General features: G+C 68.7%; 16 protein-coding genes. 4 read left to right on the top strand and 12 right to left on the bottom strand.

Annotated elements, in window-relative coordinates; all coding sequences use genetic code 11:
• From FMP39_RS28150 to aroF, 8 genes are all read right to left on the bottom strand, one after another.
• Entirely contained in the window at nucleotides 1-1,650 is a 1,650-nt protein-coding gene (locus FMP39_RS28150; RefSeq protein ID WP_228558395.1) for a hypothetical protein, read from the bottom strand.
• Between the two features lie 377 nt (nucleotides 1,651-2,027).
• Complete coding sequence (locus FMP39_RS28145; protein ID WP_228558394.1) at nucleotides 2,028-6,563, bottom strand: CARDB domain-containing protein; 4,536 nt, start codon at nucleotides 6,561-6,563, stop codon at nucleotides 2,028-2,030.
• Between the two features lie 131 nt (nucleotides 6,564-6,694).
• A complete protein-coding gene (trpA, locus tag FMP39_RS28140) occupies nucleotides 6,695-7,486 on the bottom strand; it encodes a tryptophan synthase subunit alpha (protein ID WP_141593230.1) in 792 nt (263 codons plus the stop codon).
• Complete coding sequence (gene trpB, locus FMP39_RS28135; protein ID WP_141593229.1) at nucleotides 7,483-8,688, bottom strand: tryptophan synthase subunit beta; 1,206 nt, start codon at nucleotides 8,686-8,688, stop codon at nucleotides 7,483-7,485. The genes trpA and trpB overlap by 4 nt, the downstream gene beginning before the upstream one ends.
• 5 nt (nucleotides 8,689-8,693) lie before the next feature.
• Entirely contained in the window at nucleotides 8,694-9,332 is a 639-nt protein-coding gene (locus tag FMP39_RS28130; RefSeq protein ID WP_141593228.1) for a phosphoribosylanthranilate isomerase, read from the bottom strand.
• Nucleotides 9,329-10,117 carry an indole-3-glycerol-phosphate synthase gene (locus tag FMP39_RS28125; RefSeq protein WP_141593227.1) on the bottom strand — a complete coding sequence of 263 codons (789 nt, stop codon included), beginning with the start codon at nucleotides 10,115-10,117 and terminating at the stop codon, nucleotides 9,329-9,331. Before FMP39_RS28125 ends, FMP39_RS28130 begins: the two co-directional genes overlap by 4 nt.
• On the bottom strand, nucleotides 10,114-11,130 hold the full coding sequence (trpD, locus tag FMP39_RS28120; protein ID WP_141593226.1) for an anthranilate phosphoribosyltransferase: 1,017 nt from the start codon (nucleotides 11,128-11,130) through the stop codon (nucleotides 10,114-10,116). The genes FMP39_RS28125 and trpD overlap by 4 nt, the downstream gene beginning before the upstream one ends.
• Before the next feature lie 3 nt (nucleotides 11,131-11,133).
• Nucleotides 11,134-12,159, bottom strand: a complete 1,026-nt coding sequence (gene aroF, locus FMP39_RS28115) for a 3-deoxy-7-phosphoheptulonate synthase (protein WP_011556010.1) — start codon at nucleotides 12,157-12,159, stop codon at nucleotides 11,134-11,136.
• 206 nt (nucleotides 12,160-12,365) lie between these two features.
• Here aroF and FMP39_RS28110 point away from each other — a divergent pair, with 206 nt between their 5' ends.
• The 4 genes from FMP39_RS28110 (at nucleotide 12,366) to FMP39_RS28095 (ending at nucleotide 15,793) form a co-directional block, all read left to right on the top strand.
• A complete protein-coding gene (locus tag FMP39_RS28110; protein WP_194858595.1) occupies nucleotides 12,366-13,616 on the top strand; it encodes an NAD(P)/FAD-dependent oxidoreductase in 1,251 nt (416 codons plus the stop codon).
• On the top strand, nucleotides 13,613-14,269 hold the full coding sequence (locus tag FMP39_RS28105; RefSeq protein ID WP_141593224.1) for an Isoquinoline 1-oxidoreductase subunit: 657 nt from the start codon (nucleotides 13,613-13,615) through the stop codon (nucleotides 14,267-14,269). Before FMP39_RS28110 ends, FMP39_RS28105 begins: the two co-directional genes overlap by 4 nt.
• 33 nt (nucleotides 14,270-14,302) lie before the next feature.
• Nucleotides 14,303-15,280, top strand: a complete 978-nt coding sequence (locus FMP39_RS28100; protein ID WP_194858594.1) for a sigma-70 family RNA polymerase sigma factor — start codon at nucleotides 14,303-14,305, stop codon at nucleotides 15,278-15,280.
• 93 nt (nucleotides 15,281-15,373) lie between these two features.
• Nucleotides 15,374-15,793 carry a VOC family protein gene (locus FMP39_RS28095; RefSeq protein WP_141593222.1) on the top strand — a complete coding sequence of 140 codons (420 nt, stop codon included), beginning with the start codon at nucleotides 15,374-15,376 and terminating at the stop codon, nucleotides 15,791-15,793.
• A gap of 61 nt (nucleotides 15,794-15,854) precedes the next feature.
• On the opposite strand, the gene FMP39_RS28090 is transcribed toward FMP39_RS28095, so the two are convergent.
• The 4 genes from FMP39_RS28090 to FMP39_RS28075 all read right to left on the bottom strand — a co-directional run bounded on the left by FMP39_RS28090 (nucleotide 15,855) and on the right by FMP39_RS28075 (nucleotide 21,273).
• Nucleotides 15,855-16,733: an alpha/beta hydrolase gene (locus FMP39_RS28090; RefSeq protein ID WP_141593221.1), complete on the bottom strand. Its 879-nt coding sequence runs from the start codon at nucleotides 16,731-16,733 to the stop codon at nucleotides 15,855-15,857.
• Nucleotides 16,734-17,003: 270 nt separating this feature from the next.
• Nucleotides 17,004-18,416, bottom strand: a complete 1,413-nt coding sequence (gene nhaA / locus FMP39_RS28085; protein ID WP_141593220.1) for a Na+/H+ antiporter NhaA — start codon at nucleotides 18,414-18,416, stop codon at nucleotides 17,004-17,006.
• A gap of 179 nt (nucleotides 18,417-18,595) precedes the next feature.
• On the bottom strand, nucleotides 18,596-20,809 hold the full coding sequence (locus tag FMP39_RS28080; RefSeq protein ID WP_141593219.1) for a molybdopterin cofactor-binding domain-containing protein: 2,214 nt from the start codon (nucleotides 20,807-20,809) through the stop codon (nucleotides 18,596-18,598).
• Nucleotides 20,806-21,273, bottom strand: coding sequence for a (2Fe-2S)-binding protein (locus FMP39_RS28075; RefSeq protein ID WP_141593218.1), 468 nt, complete (start codon nucleotides 21,271-21,273; stop codon nucleotides 20,806-20,808). The genes FMP39_RS28080 and FMP39_RS28075 overlap by 4 nt, the downstream gene beginning before the upstream one ends.
• Nucleotides 21,274-21,449: the final 176 nt, after the last annotated feature.

Here is a 21,449-nt window from a genome sequence, read left to right as displayed (position 1 = left end):
TCAGAACCGAGGTTCCTCGGCGCGCTCCATGGCTTGCAGCGGGTCCACCGCGAAGATTCGTTTTCGCAGCGGGATGGCGGTCCGCTTGCCAGAGTGGTTGTGCCGCTCCAGCCGTTGACGCAGCTCCTCCACCCGGCCGGGGTCGAGCGAGGCCGGATTCTCCAGCGCGGACAGGGTCGGCGCGCGCGTGTTGAAGACGCGCTCGTTGCAGACCGCCGTCAGCGCTTCTCGCGCCGTCCGGACCTTCAAGGACTCCAGGGCCGTGCGGCGCGCGTTGTTCGAGGCGATGGCGGGGTTGGCCCAGAGGATGCCCAGGGCACCCGGGAGGGTGGAGACTTCGCCGAGAGCGCCGAGGGAGATGGGGCCGTATGCCAGGCACTCCAAGAGGGCGCTCTCGCTGGCGCCGAAGAATCCGCGGTCCCGGGTCGTCGGCTGCGGACGAGGCGAGCCCCAGGAGTAGACGCCACACATCGCGCCGTTCGCGAGCTGGGGCACCGGCCGCGTGAGGAGGCGGGTCAGGCTTCCCGTCGTCACGTCCACGGCATGGAAGCCGCTGACCCTGCGGGTGTCGGGGCCGCTGGTTCCGTAGAGGAAGAGCTCGCCGTCGCGTGTGAAGACGGCGGCGCTCATGACGGGGTTCTCCGCGGGCCTGCCGTCAATCTGCGCGGGCTCGGGATGGTCGGTGGCTACGCCCGTGAGCGGGTCGATGCGGGTCAGCCGCTGGGTGGCGTTGTTGAAGGCGTAGAGCTGGCCGTCCCGAGGATTCGTCGCGAAGTCCGCCAGTTGGAAGTCTCCCGGGATGGTCACCACTTGCTCGGAGAGGGTGCCTCCGGTGCTGGGGTTGATGCGGATGAGGCGATGGGTGCTGTGCTCGAAGCCGACGTAGGAGCCATCCTTGAGAACGGCTCCCGCGGTCCAGATGGCCGAGCGTGGTGCCGTGGTGTCCAGCGGGGCGATGATGCTCGAAGAGCCGGTGGCGTCGACGCGGATGAAGCTGGGCGCGCTGACACCGTCCGAGGCGATGGCGTACAGGATGTCGTCGTAGTGGTTGAACGCCAGCGCGTTGTAGGGGAGCGCGGCTTCACCTTGTAGCGTCAGCGTGCCGGTGGCGGGGTCGAAGATGTAGAGCCGTGAGGGGGCCGCGGGCCGTCCTTCCGGAGAGCGCGAGGTCGTGGAGAGGTAGACGGTGTCGTCACAGAACAGGTTGGGCTGAGGAAGGCAGAGCACGTTGGCCCCCGCCTGGCTGGCACCTGCGTCCCAGCCGATGCTGAAGGTGCTGGTGAAGGAGACCTCGTGGTTGGGCGTCACGGGGTTCGCATCGTGTATCCCCCATGTGAGACACGCGTCGTAGCTCTCCAGCTCGATTTCGCACTGATACGTGACGTGGCCTCCCGCTGGAACCACGAGGGGGGACGTGGGCGAGAGCGTGCAGGACTTCAGCAGGGGCGCGGTCGCGGAGAGCAGCTCGGAGGGGAGCGTCGGGTCGATGTTGGTGACGGTGAACGTGAAGCGCAGCGTCTCCGGGTAGGTGTCGACCGTGTATTGCTTGAGCCCGTTCACGAGCTTCTCGGATCGGAAGTCATTGGCCCAGGCGTTCGAGGCCCAGACGGCGCCGATGAACAGGAGCCCGAGCCACTTCCTATCCATCATGGGGGTCTCCTCGTCCGTCATTGCTGGGGGGACAAGGGACGGCTGCAGTCGATGTGCCAGTTGTTCTCTTGTTTATTGTTATTCTCGGAGGTTGATACATCTGCCCCCAGGGGCGCCCGCATGTCGAATGGCGTTGTCTGGGAATGTCTTGGAAGTGGCGGGAGGATGGCCCGGGGGACTTGTTCTTGTCCGGAACTCCCAGCCAGATGGGCGCGTGACGGCAGGAGGCACTGACGCCGAGGACGGAACGCGGCAACGCGGGTGTGTAAGAATTGCAGGCAGGTGGCTGGCATTCTTTCTGGGATGCATGCGACTTCGAAGCAAGGCCCGGCCGAACGTCGGTGCGCTCGGCCGGGCCCGTTCTCAGACCACGACGACTACGGCATCACCGCGATGAACCGGTCCGCGAGGACGTTGTTGTCCTCGCGCAGTTCCTCGAGGTTCTGCCATGGGTCGACGAGGGCGCCCAGATAGAAGAACCCAGTGGGGCCAGAATCCGGAGGCGTGTTGACCGTCACCTGCGTGTTGCGCGTGACGCACTGCCCGGCGTCCAGAGATTGCACGGTCATCACTCCAATCTGGCTCTGACTGTCGGGGGGGGCGCCCGGCCAGCTTTGATAGGGGAATTCGAGCGTGTTGTTGCTCGACAGGTACAGCGCCACATCCATGGAGCCGTTGGTGGGCGCGGTGCCCTGGTTGCAGACCTGCACGGTGGCGGTGAAAGCACTGCCCGTTCTCACGGAGTTGGGGCCGGAGACGGAGGTGACGACCAGGTCTGGCTGGTTGCCCACGCCCATGAGTCCGCTGACGAAGATGTTGTTGTCTTCGCGCAGCTCGGCCTGCGCCTGGTTCGAGTCAATGATCGCGCCCAGGTACAGCGGGTGATGGGGCTCGGCCTCCTCGGGCAGTTCCACCCACGCGAGGACGGGCTCTGTGGTGCATTGTCCCGGATTCAGGGGCTGCACGTTCCAGGCGCCGATGAGCGCTTGCGTGCGCGGGTAGGGGAAACCTGGTGCATTCCACTGAGGCATCACGACCTGGGCCTGGGTGGAGAAGTACAGGTCCAACTGCACGCTGCCCGATGCCTGGGTGCCCTGATTGCAGACCGTCACCGAGGCAGTGAAGTTGCCGGTGCGTTCCACGCTGACGGGCGCTTGCACCGCGGTGACAATCAGGTCGGGACTGGCGCCAACACCCATGATGTCTCCGACGAAGGTGTTGTTGTCCTCGCGCAGCTCACCAGCGAGCAAGTCGGGATTGATGGCCGCGCCGAGATACAAGGGCTGTTCGGGCTGGGCCAGGACAGGAAGGTTCGACCAGGAGGGCACCTGCAGCGTGATGCAATCGTCGATACCCAAGGCGGGGACTCCGAACTCGCCGGCGTACACCTGGCTGGCGGGTATCGGGATTCCCGGGCCGTACCGTTCGGGCATGGCCATGCTTGCTTCGGTGGAGAGGTGGACCTCCAGTTCCGTGGGATAGGATTCAGACGTGCCTTGATTGCAGACGGTGACCGTGGCGGTGAACGCGGCGTTGGCTTCGACGCTCGCGGGGCCCGTGAGTGACGTGATGACCAGGTCGGACGCATGGCCCACGCCCATGCGTCCGCTCATGAAGATGTTGTTGTCTTCACGCAGCTCCTCCTGGGATTGCATCCCATCGACCAGGGCACCCAGGTAGAGTTTCTGGTCAGGGACTGTCGCGGGCGGCGGCGTCAGTGTTGCGACAGCGCTTCCCGTGAAGCACCTCCCTGGATTCAGGAAGGGGACACTCAGCTCGCCAATGGGCTGCTGCGTCGGTGGCAGTGGATTGCCGGGTCCATTCCAGCGCGGCATGACGAGCGTCTCTTCCGTGGAGAGGTGGAACTCCACGAGGGCGTTGTTCGAGGGCTCTGTCCCCTGATTGCAAACCGTGGCGGTCGGGTGAAACGTCGCGAACGGCCCGACATTCGGGGGCGCCTGCACCGCCGTGATGACAAGGTCAGGGCCATCACCGACGCCCATGATTCCGCTCACGAAGGTGTTGTTGTCCTCCCGCAGTTCCCCGACGTTGCCCCATCCGTCGATGATGGCGCCCAGGTACAGGGGCTGGGCAAACAGCGCGCCGGGTGGCAACTCTGTAGAGGCCTGGATGGATTGGGAAATGCAATGGCCCGCGTCCAGGTGTGGCACTGAGATGTTGCCGATGGATGCCTGGGTGTCGGGCAGGGGGGAGCCCGAACCGAACCACCGTGGCATTTCCAACGTGGGCAGGGTCGAGAAGTGGAGTTCCAGGTCCGAGGAACTCGCATACTCGGTGCCCTGGTTGCAGACCGTCACGGTGGCGGTGAAGGCACTGTGGATTCGCGCGCTCGTCGGAGCGTTGATGGCGGTGACGACGAGGTCCGCCTTGTTCCCTACGCCGATGCGGCCGCGCACGAAGGCGTTGTTCTCCTCGCGGAGCTCCTCGATGGCGTCGTTCGCATCGATGATGGCGCCCAGATAGATGGCCTCGCCGTGCGAGCCGGGTGGGATGTAGGCCGCGCCAGTCACTTGCCCTGTGAAGCAGTGCCCGACGTGCAGGGTGGGGATGCTCACGTCGCCCACGGGCGTTTGACTCCACGGGAGCGGAGTTCCATGCCCGCTCCAATCTGGCAGCACCAGGTGGGGTTCGGTGGACAGATACACCTGCGCCATCGTGGGCCCGGAGGAATAGGTGCCCTGGTTGCAGACGGTCAGGGTGGTCACGAAGAGGGAGCTGTTGCTCACGCTGGAGGGACCATCGATGGCAGTGACCACCAGGTCAGGACGGCTACCCAGGCCCATGAAGTCTCCGATGAAGGTGTTGTTGTCTTCGCGGAGTTCATTGTCCTGCGCGTGTGGGTCGATGATGGCTCCAAGATTGAACGCCCTGTCGATGTACTCCGGGGGGAAGCTCATCGCGGTAGCAAGGGTGGAGATCGTCCTGCACTCGCCCGCCTCCAGCGATGGCACCTGCTGCATCCCAATGGAGAACGCCGTATGTGGGTCGGCGTTGTAAGGCGAGCCCCCCTGAGTCGGAGCATTCAGGAAGGCATGCGCGGCCAGGTAGAACTCCACCTGGGTGTTCTGTGAGGCCACGGTGCCCTGGTTGCAGATGCGGGCGGTGACAGGAATGTCGCCAGGCATGCTGCTGGCGGGGCCCTTCACGGAGGTGATGGTCAGGTCCGGCCCGTTGCCGACACCCATTCGCTCACCGACAAAGACATTGTTGTCCTCGCGAAGCTCCACGATGTTCGACCATGCGTCGACAATGGCGCCCACGTAGAATGCTTGGAGTTGGGGTGGCGCACCCTGGGGACGGGCCAGGGTGATGGACTCCTCGCGTGTGACGCAACGCCCTGCTTCGACGACGGAGAGGCCGAATCCGCCGACCCTGAACTGGGTCCCGTGCAGCGGTCCCTCCATGGCAGGCGAGTCCAGCGTCGGCACCATGGACAGGTAGATATCCACCTCGGCCGTTTGGGCAACGACGGTCCCCACGTTGCAAACGGTGATGCTGACAGGGGCCCAAGATGCCGAAGGGGACACGCTGGCCGGAGCACGAACCGCGGTCACGACGAGGTCCGGGCGCGCCCCTGCGCCGATGAGCCCCTGGGCGAAGGCGTTGTTGTCCTCACGCAGTTCAGGGATGTCTTGCGTGGAATCGATGATGGCGGCCAGGAAGAGGGCGCCTTCCTGGGGCGCGCCAGCTGGGAACGTCGCGGCGCCCTGGACGTTGCGAGTGATGCAATTACCAGGGTTCAGGAGGGGCACATCCGTCTGGCCCACAAGTTCCTGTCCCGGCGGCGGTGGGCTGCCGCTGCCTGGCATGGTGACGTTGCCATCCACGGAGAGGTACAGCTCGAGCCAGCTGGGATTCGCGGGCAGCGTGCCGTGGTTGCAAACCCTCACGGAGGCGCCCAGCAGGTCTCCGCTTTGGATGCTGGTGGGGGCGTGCACTGAGGTGACGACGAGGTCCGGTCCCGCTCCCATGGCGACGAGGTCCCCCACGAAGACGTTGTTGTCCTCGTTGAGTTCCGTGGAGAACTCGGGCGTATCGGCGATGGCGCCCAGGTAGAGCGGCTGACCAGGTGTCGCGCCGGGCGGCAATATCACCGGGAAGGAGGCGTGGCGGATGGCACAGTGGGCCGGGAGCAGTTCGGGCACCTCCACCGTTCCCTGTGAGGCCTGATTCGTGGGGGGAGGACCGCCCGTCGTTGGCGGTGACAGCGTGCCGTTCGTGGAGAGGTACAGCTCCACGATGGTGTCGTCCGACACGTGGGTGCCTTGGTTGCACACCTTGAGCGTCGACGCGACCGTCCCGCTGTCCGTGACGCTCGTGGGGCCACGAAGCTCCGTGACGACGAGGTCCGGGCGGTTTCCAATGCCCAGCGCGGTCACCGCGGTGTTGTTGGCCTCGTCCAGTTCGACGAGGATCTGGTGCACGTCGGTGATGGCTCCCAGGTAATAGATGCCGTCCGTTTGGGGACCCGGCGGCGTCGCGGAGCCGGTGAAGGCCCGCGTCTCGCAGTGGCCGTCCGCCAGCTCGCTGAACTCCAGCGTGGCGAGGAGCACCTGGTCCGTTGGGGGTGGCAAGCTCGGGTCGGGCCAGGAGAGCGTGTCATCCATGGACAGGTACAAGTCCATCTGGATGGGACCTACGGGGCTCTGCGCGGGCGCAGTGCCTTCGTTGCAGACCTTCACGATGGTCGTGAAGGGCTCACCGAACCGAATACTGCTGGGGCCTCGTAGCTCTCGAACCACGAGGTCGGGGCCAAAGCCCCGGCTTTGCGGCTGACTCCTGAGCTGCTCGGGCTCGGTGGGCGCCGCGTTGCCCCCACATCCCGTTCCCGCCAACAGACCTGCTGTCAGCAGGAACGTACTGCTCCAAGACGGCCTTCGCCGTTGCTGCATGTTGCCTCCGGAGGAATGTCCTCGCGCAAATGCCCGCCTGATGCGGGCACATGCGGAGAGCCGGAGTGCTTATACGGGGTGTGGGATTATCCCTGAATTTTCGGCGTGAAGAGAGCGCTTGCAGCCGTGCCTCAGCGCCGCAGCCCGCGCTTGATGTCGGCGCAGAGCGCCTTCGCCGCCTCGAGGCCCTCTGTGTGCGCGGCACGCACCAGCGCGCTGCCCACCACGACGCCATCCGCATGGGCAGACAGCATGCGTGCCTGTTCCGCCGTGGAGATGCCAAAGCCTGCCACCACGGGCACGTGCGCGGCCTTGCGCACCAAATCCAAGCGCTGTGAAAGGTCCGGCGGCAGCTCCGCGCGCATGCCCGTCACGCCCGACACGGACACGCAATAGACAAAGCCACGGCCATCCTTCGCGATGGCCTGCGCCCGCGCCGGGGGCGTCGTGGGGGCGCACAGGGGAATCAGGTCCATGCCCTCCGCGTCGAACGTGGCGCGCAGGCTCGCGCTCTCCTCGGGCGGCAGGTCGGGGAGGATGGTTCCAGACACGCCGCACTCGCGTGCGAGCTTCGCGTAACGCGCCTCACCCATGGCCATGATGAGGTTGACGTACGTCATGATGACCAGCGGCGTCTGGGGACAGCGCTTGCGTACCGCCGGCACCACCTCGTTCAGCACGCGCTTGAGCGTGGAGCCGGCCTTGAGCGCTCGCTCCGCCGCGCCCTGGATGACGGGGCCGTCGGCGATGGGGTCGCTGAACGCCACGCCAATCTCCAGCACGTCCGCGCCGCCTTCGACCAGCGCGGCGAACACATCCACCGAGCGGGGCAGGTCCGGGTCGCCCGCCATGGCATAGGTCACCAGTACGCCTTCGCCCCGTGCCTTCGCCTGGGCGAAAGTCTGTGCAATCTCGCCGCTCATGCCTGCACCCCCACCGGCGGAGGCACGCCCCGCGCGGAAATCGTGGCCACGTCCTTGTCTCCGCGGCCCGAGCAGTTGATGACCAGGTGCTTGCCCGCCCCCAGCTCGCGCGCCAGCTCCCGGCCGCGCGCGAAGGCGTGGGAAGTCTCCAGCGCGGGAAGGATGCCTTCCAGGCGCGCCACCTCGTAGAAGGCCGCCAGCGCCTCGTCGTCCGTGGCGATGCGGACCTCCATGCGGCCCGTCTTCGCCAGGTGCGCCAGCTCCGGGCCCACGCCGGGATAGTCCAGACCCGCGGAGATGCTGTGCGCCTCCTGAATCTGGCCGTCCTCGTCCTGGAGCACCAGCGAGCGCGAGCCGTGCAGCACGCCCTCCGTTCCCAGCGTCAGCGACGCGCCGTGCTGCTTCGTATCCAGGCCGTGGCCTCCCGCCTCCACGCCCACCAGCCGCACGCTGGCGTCGCCAATAAACGGGTGCAGCACGCCAATGGCATTCGAGCCGCCCCCCACGCACGCGATGATGGCATCCGGCAGGCCGCCAAAGGCCGCCTGGGCCTGCGTCCGCAGCTCGCGGCCGATGACGGCCTGGAAGTCGCGCACCACCGTCGGATACGGATGCGGCCCCGCCGCGCTGCCGATGACGTAGTGCGTGTCCGACACCTGCGACACCCAGGTGCGCATGGCCTCGTTCATCGCGTCCTTCAGCGTGCGCGAGCCGGACTCCACCGGCCGTACCACCGCGCCCAGCGCGCGCATGCGGAAGACGTTGAGCGCCTGCCGCTCCACGTCCAGCGCGCCCATGTACACCTCGCAGGGCAGGCCGAAGAGCGCGCACGCGGTGGCGGTGGCGACGCCGTGCTGGCCCGCGCCCGTCTCCGCGATGATGCGCTTCTTGCCCATTCGCTTGGCGAGCAGCACCTGACCCACGGTGTTGTTGATTTTGTGCGCGCCGGTGTGCGCCAGGTCCTCGCGCTTGAGCCACACATTCGCGCCGCCCCAGGCCTCCGTGAGGCGCCGGGCGGGCGTCAGCGTGGTGGGGCGGCCCACGTACTCGCGCAGCACGCGGGTGACCTCCTCGCCGAAGGCCGGGTCCGCGCTCGCCGTGGCATAGGCCTCTTCCAGCTCCTGCAGCGCGGGAACCAGTGTCTCCGGAACGTAGCGTCCGCCGTAGCGCCCGAAGCGGCCGGCGGCAGTCTCCGTGGTCATGTCAGTCACTCCCAGAGGTTGATGGACTTCGCGGCGCGCACGAAGGCGCGCACCGCTTCCACGTCCTTGATGCCAGGGGCGGATTCCACGCCACTGGCCACATCCACGCCGTACGGCCGCGTCGCGCGCACCGCCTCGGCCACGTTGGAGGGCCGCAGGCCTCCCGCCACCAGCACGGGCACGCCGCTTCCCGCCAGCCCCGCGACGAGCGACCAGTCGAAGCCCACGCCGCCGCCGCCATACCCTGGCGCCGCGCCGTCGAGCAGCAGCCCCGCGACGTCTCCTACGCCCACATACGTCCGAGCCCGGGCCACGTCTTCCGGACCCGTGACTCGCAGCGCCTTGACGACAGGCACCCCGTACCCCGAACAGGCCTCCGGGGGCTCGTCCCCATGGAGCTGCACGGCCGTGAGGCCACAGGCGCGCACCGTCTCCCGGATGGTGTCCGGCGCCGCGTTGACGAACACGCCCAGCACCGTGCCCAGGGGCGGCCGCGTACGGGCCAGGGCCGCCGCCGTGGGGAGGTCCAGGTAGCGGGGCGACTTCGGGTAGAAGTTGAGGCCCAGCGCGTCCACGCCTGCCTCCCATGCGGCCACCGCGTCGGACAGACGCGTGACGCCGCACACCTTCACGCGGACACTCATGGCGCCGCGTCCTTCACCCCGAGCAGTCTCCGCAGCGCGTGTCCGGGGTCGGGCTCTCGAAGCAGGGATTCGCCCACCAGGACGGCGTCCGCTCCCGCTTCCTGCGCCGCCACCAGGTCCGCCAGGGACTTGAGGCCGCTCTCCGCCACCAGCACCCGGGCCCGGGAGCGCAGCTTCGGCATCACCCGCAGGGCCGTGCCCGTGTCCGTCTTCAGCGTGGCGAGGTTGCGGTTGTTGATGCCCACCAGCTTCGCACCCGCGGCCAGCGCGCGCTCGGCGTGCTCCTCCGTGTGGGCTTCCACCAGCGCGGCCACGCCCACCGCTTTCGCGGTGGCGACCATCTCCCGCAGCTCGCCATCCTCCAGCGCGTCGGCGATGAGCAGCACCGCGTCCGCGCCCCACTGTGCGCTCTCCTCCACGTCGCGCGCCGCCACGAGGAAGTCCTTGCGCAGCACGGGCAGCGACACCGCCGCCCGCACGGCCACGAGGTCCTCCAGACAGCCACCGAAGTCCGGCCCATCCGTCAGCACGCTGATGGCGCTGGCGCCCGCGGCTTCATAGGCCCGGGCCACCGCCACCACGTCGGCGTGGGGAAAGTCCCCGCCCGAAGGGCTCTTGCGCTTCACTTCCGCGATGACGCTCACTCGCCGCCCGGAGCGGTGGGTCACCAATCCCTGGGCGAAGTCGCGGGGCGTGGGCCGGGAGCGAGGTGCCATGGGCGGGCGCGCTGCAAGTTCCTGGCGCTTGCGCGCCATGATGCGGTCCAACGTTCCTGTGGTGCTCATGACAAGCCCCCCTCGATGAGGGCCGCCAGCTTGTTGCGGGCCGCGCCCGAGTCGATGGCCTGCTCCGCCTTCCGCACGCCGTCACGCAGGTCCGCCGCCAGTCCCACGACGACGAGCGCCGCCGCCGCGTTGAGCAGCACCGCCGTGCGCAGCCCCGAGCGCTCGCCGTCCAGCAGCGCGCGCAGCCGCTGGGCGTTCTCCTCCGCGTCGCCACCCGCGATGGCCTCGCGAGGCACCACGTCCAGCCCCGCGTCCTGGGGCGACACCGTGAAGGTGTGGACCGTGCCGTCCTCGCGCAGCTCCGCGACCTGCGTGGCGCTGCACGGGGAGATTTCATCCAGCCCGTCATGGCCGTGCACCACCCACGCGCGGCGGCTGCCGAGCCGGCCCAGCACGCGCGCCGTCTGCTCCACGCGCTTGCCGTCGAACGTCCCCAGGAGCTGGTAGCGCGCGCCCGCCGGGTTCGTCAGCGGCCCCAGCAGGTTGAACACGCTGTGGAACCCCATGTCCCGCCGCGCCTGCGCCACGTGCCGCAGGGCCCCGTGGTGCGAGGGCGCGAAGAGGAAGCCCACGCCATGCTCGTCGATGTCCCGCGCCACGCGCTCGTGCGGACGCTCCATGGAGACGCCCAGCGCCGCCAGCACGTCCGCGCTGCCACAGCGGCTGGAGACCGCGCGGTTGCCGTGCTTGGCCACCGTCACTCCTGCCCCGGCGGCCACGAAGGCCACCGCGGTGGAGATGTTGAAGGTGTGCGCGCCGTCGCCACCGGTACCGCAGGTGTCGAGCACCACGTCGGCACGCGGGAACAGCTTCGCCGCGCAGGCCCGCATGGCCTCCGCCGCGCCGAGGATTTCATCCTCTGTCTCACCCTTCATCTTCAGCGCTGTCGCCAGCGCGCCAACCTGGGCAGGCGAAGCCTCCCCGGCGAGCATCAGACCCATGACGCGGGTCATCTCCTCGCGGGTGAGGTCGCGCCGGCCCACCACCTTGCCCAGCGCTTCCTTGAGTGTCATGGCCTATCCCAGCCTGACCACTTCGCGGCCCATCGCCTGGGCGATGGCGCGGACCTCGTTCATGGACTTCTCGAACTCGGAGAAGTCCAGCGACTGGGCACCGTCCGACTTCGCGCGCGGCGGGTCGGGGTGCACCTCGACGATGATGCCGTCCGCCCCCACCGCCGTCGCCGCGCGCATCATCGCCGGCACCGCCTTGCGCACGCCGATGCCGTGCGACGGGTCCACGAAGACGGGCAGGTGCGAGAGCGCCTTCAGCATGGGCACCGCGTTGAGGTCCAGCGTGTTGCGCGTCATCGTCTCGAAGGTGCGGATGCCGCGCTCGCAGAGGATGACCTGCGTGTTGCCGCGGGCGACGATGTACTCGGCCGCCATCAGCAGTTCCTTGATGGTGGCGCTCATGCCGCGCTTGAGCATCACCGGCTTGCGCAGGTCTCCCACGGCCTCCAGCAGGCTGAAGTTCTGCATGTTGCGCGCGCCAATCTGGAGGATGTCCGTGGTGTCGGCGACGGCCTGGAGCGTCGCGGTGTCCTTCACCTCGGTGGTGACGAGCAGGCCCGTCTCCTGGCGCGCCTCGGCCAGCAGTGCCAGGCCGTCACCCTTGAGGCCCTGGAACTCATAGGGGCTGGTGCGCGGCTTGAACGCACCGCCACGCAGCATGGTGGCGCCCGCCTTCTTCACCGCGTGGGCGGTGGAGAGAATCTGCTCGCGCGACTCCACCGAGCACGGGCCGGCGATGACGTGGAAGGCGGAGCCGCCAATCGTCAGGTCGCCGATGCGAAGCTGCGTGTCATCCGGCTTCACCTCGCGGCTGACGAGCTTGAACGGCTGGGAGATGGCTACGGCGTCAGCGACGCCAGGGAGCACGCGGAAGGGCTCCGGTTCCACCGCGCCCGGGTTTCCAGTGATGCCAACGGCCGTGCGAGTGCCCCCTGGAATCGCGTGCGGTTGCCAACCACGGCGGCGGATCTCGTCGTTCACACGCTCGATGTCCTGGGCCGTCGCGTCGGGTCGCATCACGATCAACATGGGGCTGCCTGCTTTCTCTCGCTCCGAGGGGTGTTGTGGGCCGGGAGCATTCCGGCGCTTGGTTGCATGGGTGGGACGGGCAACAGCCGGTGTTTCTGCATCAAGTGTCTGTTGCCCGCAACCGCTTCCGAGTCTCCCTTGCGCCTCCCACGCTTATCAAGCGAGCGTGGGCGCTTTTCTTGAGCAGGAAGTGTGGAGGCGCGTGCGTGTCGAATCCGGAGGTCATCGTCGTCGGGGCAGGGCTCGCGGGGTTGGCGTGCGCGCGGGCGCTCGTCGCGTCACGGGTGAAGGTGTTGTTGCTAGAGGGAAGTGACGCACCGGGGGGCAGGGTTCGCACGGATGTCCATGAGGGCTTCCTGCTAGACAGAGGCTTCCAGGTGTACCTGTCCGCGTATCCGGAGGGCCGGCGCACGTTGGACCTGGACGCGCTGACTTTGCGCAGGTTCGTCCCCGGCGCGAAGGTGTGGCGGGGTGGCAAGTTGCACACGGTCGCGGACCCGCTGCGCCGCCCCTTGGAGGCGCTCGGGCACCTGTTTGCTCCCGTGGGGACGTTCGGGGACAAGCTGCGCATCCTGGAGCTGAGGCAGCTGGCGCTCTCCGGTGAGGTGGAGGACGTGTGGCAGCGGCCGTCACGCACGTCGCGGCGCTACCTGGACGAGCTGGGCTTCACGGAGGCTTTGCGTGAGTCGTTCCTGCGCCCCTTCTTCGCCGGCATCTTCCTGGAGCGGGAGCTGACCACGTCCAGCCGCTTCCTGGAGTTCGTCTTCCGCATGTTCTCATCCGGATACGCGGCGGTTCCGGAGTCGGGGATGGGCGCCATTCCAGCGCAGCTATCGGCGCGCCTTCCATCGGGCCTGCTGCGGATGCGCGCGCCGGTGGCGGAGGTGTGGGGACACCGCGTGCGTCTGGCGGACGGAGAGTTGATTGGCGCCAGGGCGGTGGTGGTGGCCACGGACCCGGCGAGCGCGGTGGGGCTGCTGCCGGGCATGGTGCCACCGGTGATGAACCGGGTGACGTGCCTCTACTTCGCCGCGCCGGAGCCGCCGGTGGAAGGACCCTGGCTGCTGCTCAATGGCGAGGGCCGGGGCCGGGTGAACAACGTGGCGGTGATGAGCGAGGTGTCACCGGCGTATGCGCCGCGGGGACAGGCGCTCGTGTCCGTGTCCGTGGTCGGCGCCACGCCGGACCTGGCCACGCTGCAAGCCGAGGTGCTCGCGGAGCTGACGGACTGGTTCGGTCCGGCCGTGTCCGCATGGCGGCACCTGCGCACCTATGCGATTCCGCTCGCGCTGCCCGCGCAGCCTCCGGAGGTGTTGGAACTGCCTCGCCGGCCAGTGCGGCTGTCGCCGGGGCTGTTCGTGTGTGGAGACCACCGTGACAATGCCTCCATCGACGGCGCGCTGGTGTCGGGCCGCCGCGCCGCGGAGGCCGTCCTGAGGGAGTTGGAACGCGAATGAGACACCCGGGGCTCTCCGTCATCGTGCTGGGTGCCGTCATCTCGGCGGCGGGCTGCAAGTCCACCCGGAGCGCACCGGAGGCTTCGGGAGCGCAGCCAGCGCAGGAGGCGGGGACGTCACTCCGGCCCGTGTCCGCGTTCGCGGCCATCACGGACGAGAAGCAGCGCTCGGCCGCGCTCTTCGTCGAGGCGGGGCGTGTGATGACGCACCCACGCTGCGTCAACTGCCACCCGGCCGATGGTGTACCCCGGCAGGGCATGGACCGGCGTCTGCACGTGCCCGCCGTGGCGGGCGGGCCCTCGGGACATGGCACCCCCGGGCTGCCCTGTACCTCGTGCCACCAGGCGCGGAACACGCCATTGGTGGGCACGACGCTGCGGAGCGTGCCTGGCAATCCGAAGTGGGCACTGGCGCCAGCGGAGATGGCGTGGCTGGGCGTCCCCCTGGGGAAGATTTGCGAGCAGCTCAAGGACCCCGCGCGAAACGGCGGGAAGTCCCTGGACGCGCTGCATCACCACATGGCCGAGGACGTCCTGGTGGGGTGGGGTTGGGACCCAGGCCCTGGCCTGGAGCCCGTGCCAGGCACCCAGCGTGCATTTGGTGAGCTCATCCGCGCGTGGATTGACACGGGGGCTGCCTGTCCGAGCCCCTGACATGACCTGATGGGCCTGATAGACCGCCCGTTGATGAAGGACCTTCCGGATTCTGGGAAGCAGGCATTCGGCTTCGAGGCGCACCGCTCGGCGCTCATGGGCCATTGCTATCGCATGCTGGGTTCTGTCTCGGAGGCGGATGACGCCGTCCAGGAGACGATGGTGCGCGCCTGGCGCGCGATGGACCGGTTCGAGGGCCGTGCGTCTCCACGGACCTGGCTGTACTCCATCGCCACCCGCGTGTGCCTGGACGCCTTGTCGGCGAGCGGGCGCCGCGCGCGGCCGATGGAGCTGGGGCCCGCGTACTCCATCGACGGGCCGCTGACGCCGCTGCCGGCGAACAGCTGGATTGAGCCCATTCCGGACGCGCTGGCGGTGCCGTCGGACGTGGACCCCTCCGAGCAGGCGTCGCTGCGCCAGAGCATCCGGCTCGCGTTCCTCGCGGCGCTTCAACACCTGCCCCCCAAGCAGCGCGCGGTGCTGCTGCTGGCCGAGGTCCTGGGCTGGCCCGCCACGGAGATCGCCGAGACGCTGGAGACGTCGGTCGCCTCGGTGAACAGCGCGCTCCAGCGTGCCCGGGTGACTGTGTCGGACCTGCGGCTGGAAGACTCCGAGTTCCGGGTGCCTCAGTCCGACGCGCAGGTGGCGCTGCTGAATCGCTACGTGGATGCGTTCGAGCGCTACGACATGGACGCCTTCACCGCGATTCTCCACGAGGAAGTCACCCTCTCCATGCCCCCCTACACGCTGTGGCTCCAGGGGCACGAGTCCATTCGCGGCTGGTTCCTCGGGCGAGGGGCGGTCTGCAGGGACTCCCGGCTGGTGAGGACCGAGGCCTGTGGCTCACCGGCCTATGGCCAGTACCACGCGAGCAGTGACTGCGGGCCCTTCAAGCCGTGGTCGCTCATCGTCCTGGAGCTGTCCGGTGGACGCATCGCGGCGATGACCCACTTCCTCGATACGGAGGCGTTGTTCCCGCGCTTCGGCCTCCCCCTGGAGCTCCCTCGGTAGGCGGGGGCGGAGAATCTTTTTGATAAAGGACCGATGAATTCGGTCCGCCTTTGGAGTCAAAGCCCTCGTAACCCACCCGCCCTGGAGGCGAACATGAAGGTCAGCCGTCCCCGTAAGCTCTTCCTCAACCTGCCCGTAGCCGACCTGAAGCGGTCGGTGGACTTCTTCACGAAGCTGGGCTTTGAGTTCAACAAGGACTTCACCGACGAGCACGCCACCTGCATGGTGGTGGGCGAGGACGCGTTCGTGATGCTCCTCACGCATACCCGCTTCAAGGACTTCATCAAGAAGCCCCTGCACGATGCGACGCAGAGCACCGCCGGCACCTATGCGCTGTCCGCCAACAGCCGCGAGGATGTCGATGAGATGGTGAAGACCGCGCTGGCGAACGGTGGTTCACGCGCGGCGGACACCATGGACATGGGCTTCATGTACGGCGGGAGCTTCTACGACCCGGACGGTCACCACTGGGAGGTGGCCTGGATGGACCCGAACCAGATGCCTCCGCAGTAGTCCGCGGACGTGGCGCGCCGCGTGGATGCCCAGGGCTTCCGCGCGGCGCGTGGGCGCTGCTTCAGGGCGCGCGTTCGGCGGCCACCACGGGAGGCAGCCACTTGCGCAGCACGCTGGGCGAGCTCTCCCGGTAGATGTTGTCGTGGCGCAAGTCGGGCCGGGGTTCGACTTCCCACTTCAGGCCCGCGGGCGCGCGGGTCCGGAGGACGTCCTGAAGCCTCGCCACGGCGGGGACGATGTCGTCCGTTTCATTGGCGGAGGACACATAAAGTCCCGCGCGCAGGTCCGGCCGTGCCGCGAACCATTCACCCGCTCCCTTCACCAACGACTCCGCGTTCCACCACAGGCTGGGGCTCAGCGCGAGGTAGGTGTCGAACAGGTCCGGCTGGAGGAAGAACGTCTCCACGATGAAGTAGCCCGCGAGCGACTCGCCGATGATGGCCCGCTCCTGCGTCACCCGGTAGCGGCGCTCCACCTCCGGCATCAACTCTTCGTGGATGAAGGCTCGGAACGTCGCCGAGCCTCCCGTGACGGGGGCGACCTCCAGGTCCGACGCCACCGTGGTCGGGCCCGTCATGTCCCGCCGCCGCACGGTGTTTTCGATTCCCACGATGATGAGGGGCCGCAGCTCGCCCGCGCGGATGGCCGTGTCGACGGTGGTGGCCACGTGCGGGAAGTCCTCCTTCAGGCCGCCATCGGGCATGTAGAGCACCGGGAAGCGGCTCTCCGCCGCCGTCGTGTAGCCCGGCGGCAGGTAGACGGTGATGTGGCGGGCCTCCTTCAGCTTCGCGGACTCGATGGTGAACGTCTGGTGGGGAGGCACGGACTCGGTCACGGCGGGCCGGGTGCTCGCGCACGCGCCCCCCAGGACGAGCAACAGCAGCCCCATGCATTTCATCGATGTCCGCATCACTTGCTCCCGCAGCGTTCGGCGAGCCATCGAGGCTCGTGACCGGGATAGTGCCCGAGCCCTGGATGCGTCGCCAGGAGGCGCCTCAGTGCGCGAGCTCGGGTCCGCGCACCTCGATGGGGTGCTCGCCGTGAGGCATCCGCAGGCGTCCGAGGGTCCTCAGCGCGGGCGCGCAGGTCCAGGACATGGCCTCCCAGCTTCCTCTGTCGCGGACTTCGCGACGAGGCGGACCTGGAAGCGGGCCGCCTGGTCGAAGTGCTGGCGTCCTGGCGCGTGGCGGACACCTGGGGCTGGGCGGCGTTATAGCGCCGTCGAACGCTCCGCCTCGTCCACGGACCTCGCGGCGCCGGGCCGGGCCGAAGTGGTGAGCAACCACCGTCCCAGGACGAGCGCGACGACGGCGGCGGCCCCGCTCGCGGCCAGCACCCCCAGCTTCCCCGCGGCGAGCAGCTTCGTCTCCGTGAAGGCCAGCTGCGCGATGAACAGGGCCATGGTGAAGCCGATGCCCGCGGTGCTTCCCAGCACCAGCAGCTCCCGCATGCCCAGGCCCTTCGGCAACGTCGCGAGCCGCAGGCGCAGTGCGAGCCAGCAGGCGCCAATCACGCCCAGGGGCTTGCCCAGCAGGAGCCCGGTGGCCGTCGCGAGGGCCACGGTCCACGACGCCGCATCGAGCGGTTCACTGGAAATCGGCACCCCCGCGTTCGCGAGCGCGAACACCGGCATGATGCCGAACGCCACCCATGGATGCAGCGTGGCAATCAGGCTCTCCGAAGGCGACATGGCCTCACGGCGCGCGGCATCGACCCGGCGCAAGGTCTCCGAGAGGTGATGGGAGGACAGCTCGCCCGGCTGCGCCTGGGCGATGTGTTCGAGTTCGGTCCGAGCGCCAGTGACGAATCCTTCCGGACCGAGCCAGGTGCGCACCGGCGTGATGAGCCCGATGATGACGCCCGCAATCGTCGGATGAATCCCCGCGGAGTAGACGCCCGCCCAGGCGACGAACGCTGGAACGATGTAGGCCCACTTCGAGCGCACGCCAAACCGCTGCATCGCGAAGACACCCACGATTCCCAGCGCCGCGACGAGCAGCCCGGTGATGGCCACGCCCGATGAGTAGAACACCGCGATGACGATGATGGCGCCCAGGTCGTCGATGACCGCGAGCGCGAGCAGGAGCACGCGCAGGGCGGGGGGCACCCGGCTTCCGAGGAGCGTGAGGATGCCCACCGCGAACGCGATGTCCGTGGCCATGGGCACGCCCCACCCCGAGCGGGTGTCCGGGGTATTCGCCAGGAGGAGGTACAGGCCCGCCGGAACGAGCATGCCCCCCAGCGCCGCCGCGGCGGGGAGCGCGGCGCGCCGCAACTCTGACAGCTCGCCCTGATGGACCTCGCGGCGAATCTCCATGCCCACGACGAAGAAGAAGATGGCCATCAAGCCGTCGTTGACGACCCATTCGAGGCTGCGCTCGAAGGTGAAGTCACCGACGCGGATGCCGAGCGGCGTGTGCCAGAAGTGCGCGTAGCTCTCCGCCCAGGGCGAGTTCGCCCACAGGAGCGCGATGGCCGCCGCCACGAGGAGCAGGATGCCACTGGCCGCTTCGATATGGAGGAAGCGCTCCAGCGGCCGGCCCGCGAGCCTGGAGAGGCGAAGCAGTGGGGCCCAGGCCTCGGGCGGAAGGGCGGACTGCCCCGGTGGCGTGGTGGTCGACATACGCTGGTCCCGCCGGCTGCGTTGCCGGCTGGGATGGCGGCCCGACCATCCGAGTTCCTGCGGCGTTCATCGCCGCACCCTTCCACTTCGAATTCGAACGCAGATTCACATGGCACGCGGCCTCCGTCGAGTGTTGTCGACGTGCGCGCGGGCCATGGGCTTGCCCCCTCGGTGCCGCCTCAGCGTGTCTGGAGCGCCGCCGCCAGCCGCTCCGGTGTCAGCGGCAGCTCCCGCAGCCTGGCCCCCGTGGCGTCGAAGAGGGCATTGGCCAGCGCAGCCGAAGTGGGACCCTGGGAAGCTTCGCCCACGCCCAGGAGGGGCTCCCCAGGATGCTCGATCAGCGCGACCTCGATGGGCGGGACTTCCGAGAAGGTGAGGATGGGGTACGTGCGCCAGTCTCGCGAGGTGACGCGCTGGGCGTCATGACGGACCGCCTCCTTCAGGCTCCAGCTCAGCGACTGGATGAGCCCGCCCTCGAGCTGGTTGGCGAGCCCATCCGGATTGACGACCTCGCCCGCATCGGCGGCCAGGACCGCGCGCAGCACCTGGATGGCGTGGGTCCGAGGGTCGACGCGCACTTCGATGCAGACGGCGCAGTAGCTCGCGAGGTTCTTGTAGCGCGCGAAGCCGATGCCGCGCCCATGTCCCTGGGGCCTGGGGGCGGTGGTCCAGCCGAAGCGCTCCGCTGCTTTCTGGATGACGGCCTTCGCGCGCGCGTCGTGAAGTTGCCGGAGCCGGAAGGCCACCGGGTCCACCTTCGCGGCGTGGGCCAGCTCATCCATGAAGGACTCGATGGCGAAGACGTTGCCGTAGGCGCCCAGCCCCCGAAGCGAGGAGACGCGCAAGGGCATTCGGGTGACGAGATGGGTCGTCACCTTCCGGCCCGGGAAGTCGTAGAGCGGAATGGCGTTCCGGTCCGCGGCGTAGTTCGGCGGTCCGCCATTTCGGGGCACGGGCATGGAGAAGGGCTCCGCGAGCGAACGCCCCGCCAGCAGATTTCCCGGGTGGCCTCCGGGCCGGGTGCCGTGCGGCGTGGACCACAGCGCATAGTCCCAGTCCAGCACGTTGCCTTCCGCGTCCACGCCCGCGCGCACCTTCATCACCATCGCGGAGCCATAGGGCTCGCAGGCGTGCTCGTCCTCGCGGGACCACTGCACGCGCACCGCGTGGCCGGGGAGGGCGCGCGCGAGCAGCGCCGCGTCGGCGGCGGCGTCGTCCGCGCCGTTGTGGCCGTAGCAGCCGGAGCCGGGCAGGTGCTTGCCGTGGACCCGGTCCACCGGGACGCGGAGCATCCTCGCGATGGCCGCGCTGGTGTCGAAGACGCTCTGACTGTGGGTGTGCACCGTGAGCCGCTCGCCGTTCCACTCCGCCACCGCGCAGGACGGGCCAATGGCTCCGTGCATCTGGTACGGCCGCAGGTAACGCGCCTCGAGGGTGTGCGTGGGCGCGACGTCGGTGGGCCGCACCGTGTCCTCGATGACTGTGTCCTGGCTGGGTTGCTCCAGCAGCCAGGTGTACGGGTCCTGGGGCAGGGTGGCCTGTTCGCGCCAGCGGGCGCTGCTCGCGAGCGCCGCCGCGGCCTGGATGGCCTGCCACTCCTTCGTGGCGATGACGCCCAGGAAGTCGCCGTCACGCACCACCTTCCGCACGCCCGGCATCTGCTCCACGGGCGCGGTGTCCACCTCCGTGAGCGAGGCGCCTTGGGACGGCGCGCGGATGATGCGGCCGTGCACCAGGTTGGCGGGCCGGTAGTCGTGCACGAAGCTCGCCTCGCCGGAAATCTTGCCCGGCAGGTCCACCCGCGGAACCGAGCGACCCGCATGATGGCGCTCGATGGGAGGCTTGGGCTTCACCGTGCCCGTCGCCTCCCGGTTCAGTGACTTCCCGCCGACGAGGCTCCAGTACGTGATGGAGGCGCCCTTCCCGCCGCCAGCCCGGATGGTGCCGTCCCGGACGCGCAGATGCTCCACCGGGACGCCCAGTTGCTTGCTGGCCATCGCCAGGAGGATGGCGCGAACCTCGGCGGACGCGTAGCGCACCGCGGTGCCGCCCTGGGTGACGGAGTTGCTGCCGGCGGTGGTGCCTTCGTAGGGCGACAGCTCGGTGTCGCCAGAGATGAAGGTCAGCCGCGACATGCTGACGTCCAGTTCGTCCGCGCAGAGCTGCCCGAGCGCCGTCAGGATGCCCTGGCCCAGCTCCACCTTTCCCGTCTTCAGGGTGACGACGCCATCCGCGCCGATGCGGAGCCACGCGTCGAGGTGGGGATTGCGCCGCAGGCTTCCCGGGAGCCCAGCGCCTCCTGGTGCCGCGCTCTGGGCGCGCGGGCCCGTGAGGGCGAAGGCCAGCACCAGCGAGCCCTGGAGCACCTCGCGGCGGCTCAGGCGGAGGCTCATCGTGCCAGTTCCTCCGCGGCGCGCTGAATGGCTCGGACGATGCGATTGTGTGAACCGCACCGGCACAGGTTGGCATCCAGCGCCGCGCGAATCTCCGCCTCGGTGGGCTGGGGCTTCTCCTTCAGCAGGGCCGCCGCCGTCACCACCATGCCGGGGATGCAGTAGGCGCACTGGCCGGCCTGTTCGGCCACGAAGGCGTTGTGGAGCGGGTGCGGTGTCCCATCTGGCGCGCGCAGGCCTTCCACGGTGGTGAGGTTCCGGCCGCGCAGGGTCGCCGCAGGCACGACACAGGCGCGCAGTGGTGAGCCATTGCTCAGCACCGTACATGCGCCGCACTGCCCCACGCCGCAGCCATACCGGGCCCCGTGAAGCCCCAGTTCGTCGCGCAGGATGTAGAGGAGGGGCGTGTCTTCGGGCGCGTCGACGGCGTGCTCCCGGCCGTTGACGTTCAAGGTGAAGCTCATGGTGCCTGCTCCTCCCGGAAGACGGTGGACCCCACAGCGTACCGCACGCATGCCCTGGCTCGGAGGAGATGTGGTCTGGCGCGGCGATATCCCGCCACCGGGTTGCCATGCCGTGAAGCAGTGCACATCCCGGTGAGGGCGGGTGCAGTACGGGTAATGGATGCTGGTGGATGCCG

The organism is Myxococcus sp. AB056 (assembly GCF_006547365.1).
Classification (GTDB): domain Bacteria; phylum Myxococcota; class Myxococcia; order Myxococcales; family Myxococcaceae; genus Myxococcus; species Myxococcus virescens.
The sequence above is the reverse complement of the archived record's forward strand: the minus strand, read 5'-3'. Positions and strand labels throughout refer to the sequence as shown.

Coding starts and splice junctions, on each gene's coding strand:
- FMP39_RS28150 (WP_228558395.1), bottom strand. CDS start 1,650: ATGATGGATAGGAAGTGGCTCGGGCTCCTGTTCATCGGCGCCGTCTGG.
- FMP39_RS28145 (WP_228558394.1), bottom strand. CDS start 6,563: ATGCAGCAACGGCGAAGGCCGTCTTGGAGCAGTACGTTCCTGCTGACA.
- trpA (WP_141593230.1), bottom strand. CDS start 7,486: ATGAGCGGCGAGATTGCACAGACTTTCGCCCAGGCGAAGGCACGGGGC.
- trpB (WP_141593229.1), bottom strand. CDS start 8,688: ATGACCACGGAGACTGCCGCCGGCCGCTTCGGGCGCTACGGCGGACGC.
- FMP39_RS28130 (WP_141593228.1), bottom strand. CDS start 9,332: ATGAGTGTCCGCGTGAAGGTGTGCGGCGTCACGCGTCTGTCCGACGCG.
- FMP39_RS28125 (WP_141593227.1), bottom strand. CDS start 10,117: ATGAGCACCACAGGAACGTTGGACCGCATCATGGCGCGCAAGCGCCAG.
- trpD (WP_141593226.1), bottom strand. CDS start 11,130: ATGACACTCAAGGAAGCGCTGGGCAAGGTGGTGGGCCGGCGCGACCTC.
- aroF (WP_011556010.1), bottom strand. CDS start 12,159: ATGTTGATCGTGATGCGACCCGACGCGACGGCCCAGGACATCGAGCGT.
- FMP39_RS28105 (WP_141593224.1), top strand. CDS start 13,613: ATGAGACACCCGGGGCTCTCCGTCATCGTGCTGGGTGCCGTCATCTCG.
- FMP39_RS28100 (WP_194858594.1), top strand. CDS start 14,303: ATGAAGGACCTTCCGGATTCTGGGAAGCAGGCATTCGGCTTCGAGGCG.
- FMP39_RS28095 (WP_141593222.1), top strand. CDS start 15,374: ATGAAGGTCAGCCGTCCCCGTAAGCTCTTCCTCAACCTGCCCGTAGCC.
- FMP39_RS28090 (WP_141593221.1), bottom strand. CDS start 16,733: ATGGCTCGCCGAACGCTGCGGGAGCAAGTGATGCGGACATCGATGAAA.
- nhaA (WP_141593220.1), bottom strand. CDS start 18,416: ATGTCGACCACCACGCCACCGGGGCAGTCCGCCCTTCCGCCCGAGGCC.
- FMP39_RS28080 (WP_141593219.1), bottom strand. CDS start 20,809: ATGAGCCTCCGCCTGAGCCGCCGCGAGGTGCTCCAGGGCTCGCTGGTG.
- FMP39_RS28075 (WP_141593218.1), bottom strand. CDS start 21,273: ATGAGCTTCACCTTGAACGTCAACGGCCGGGAGCACGCCGTCGACGCG.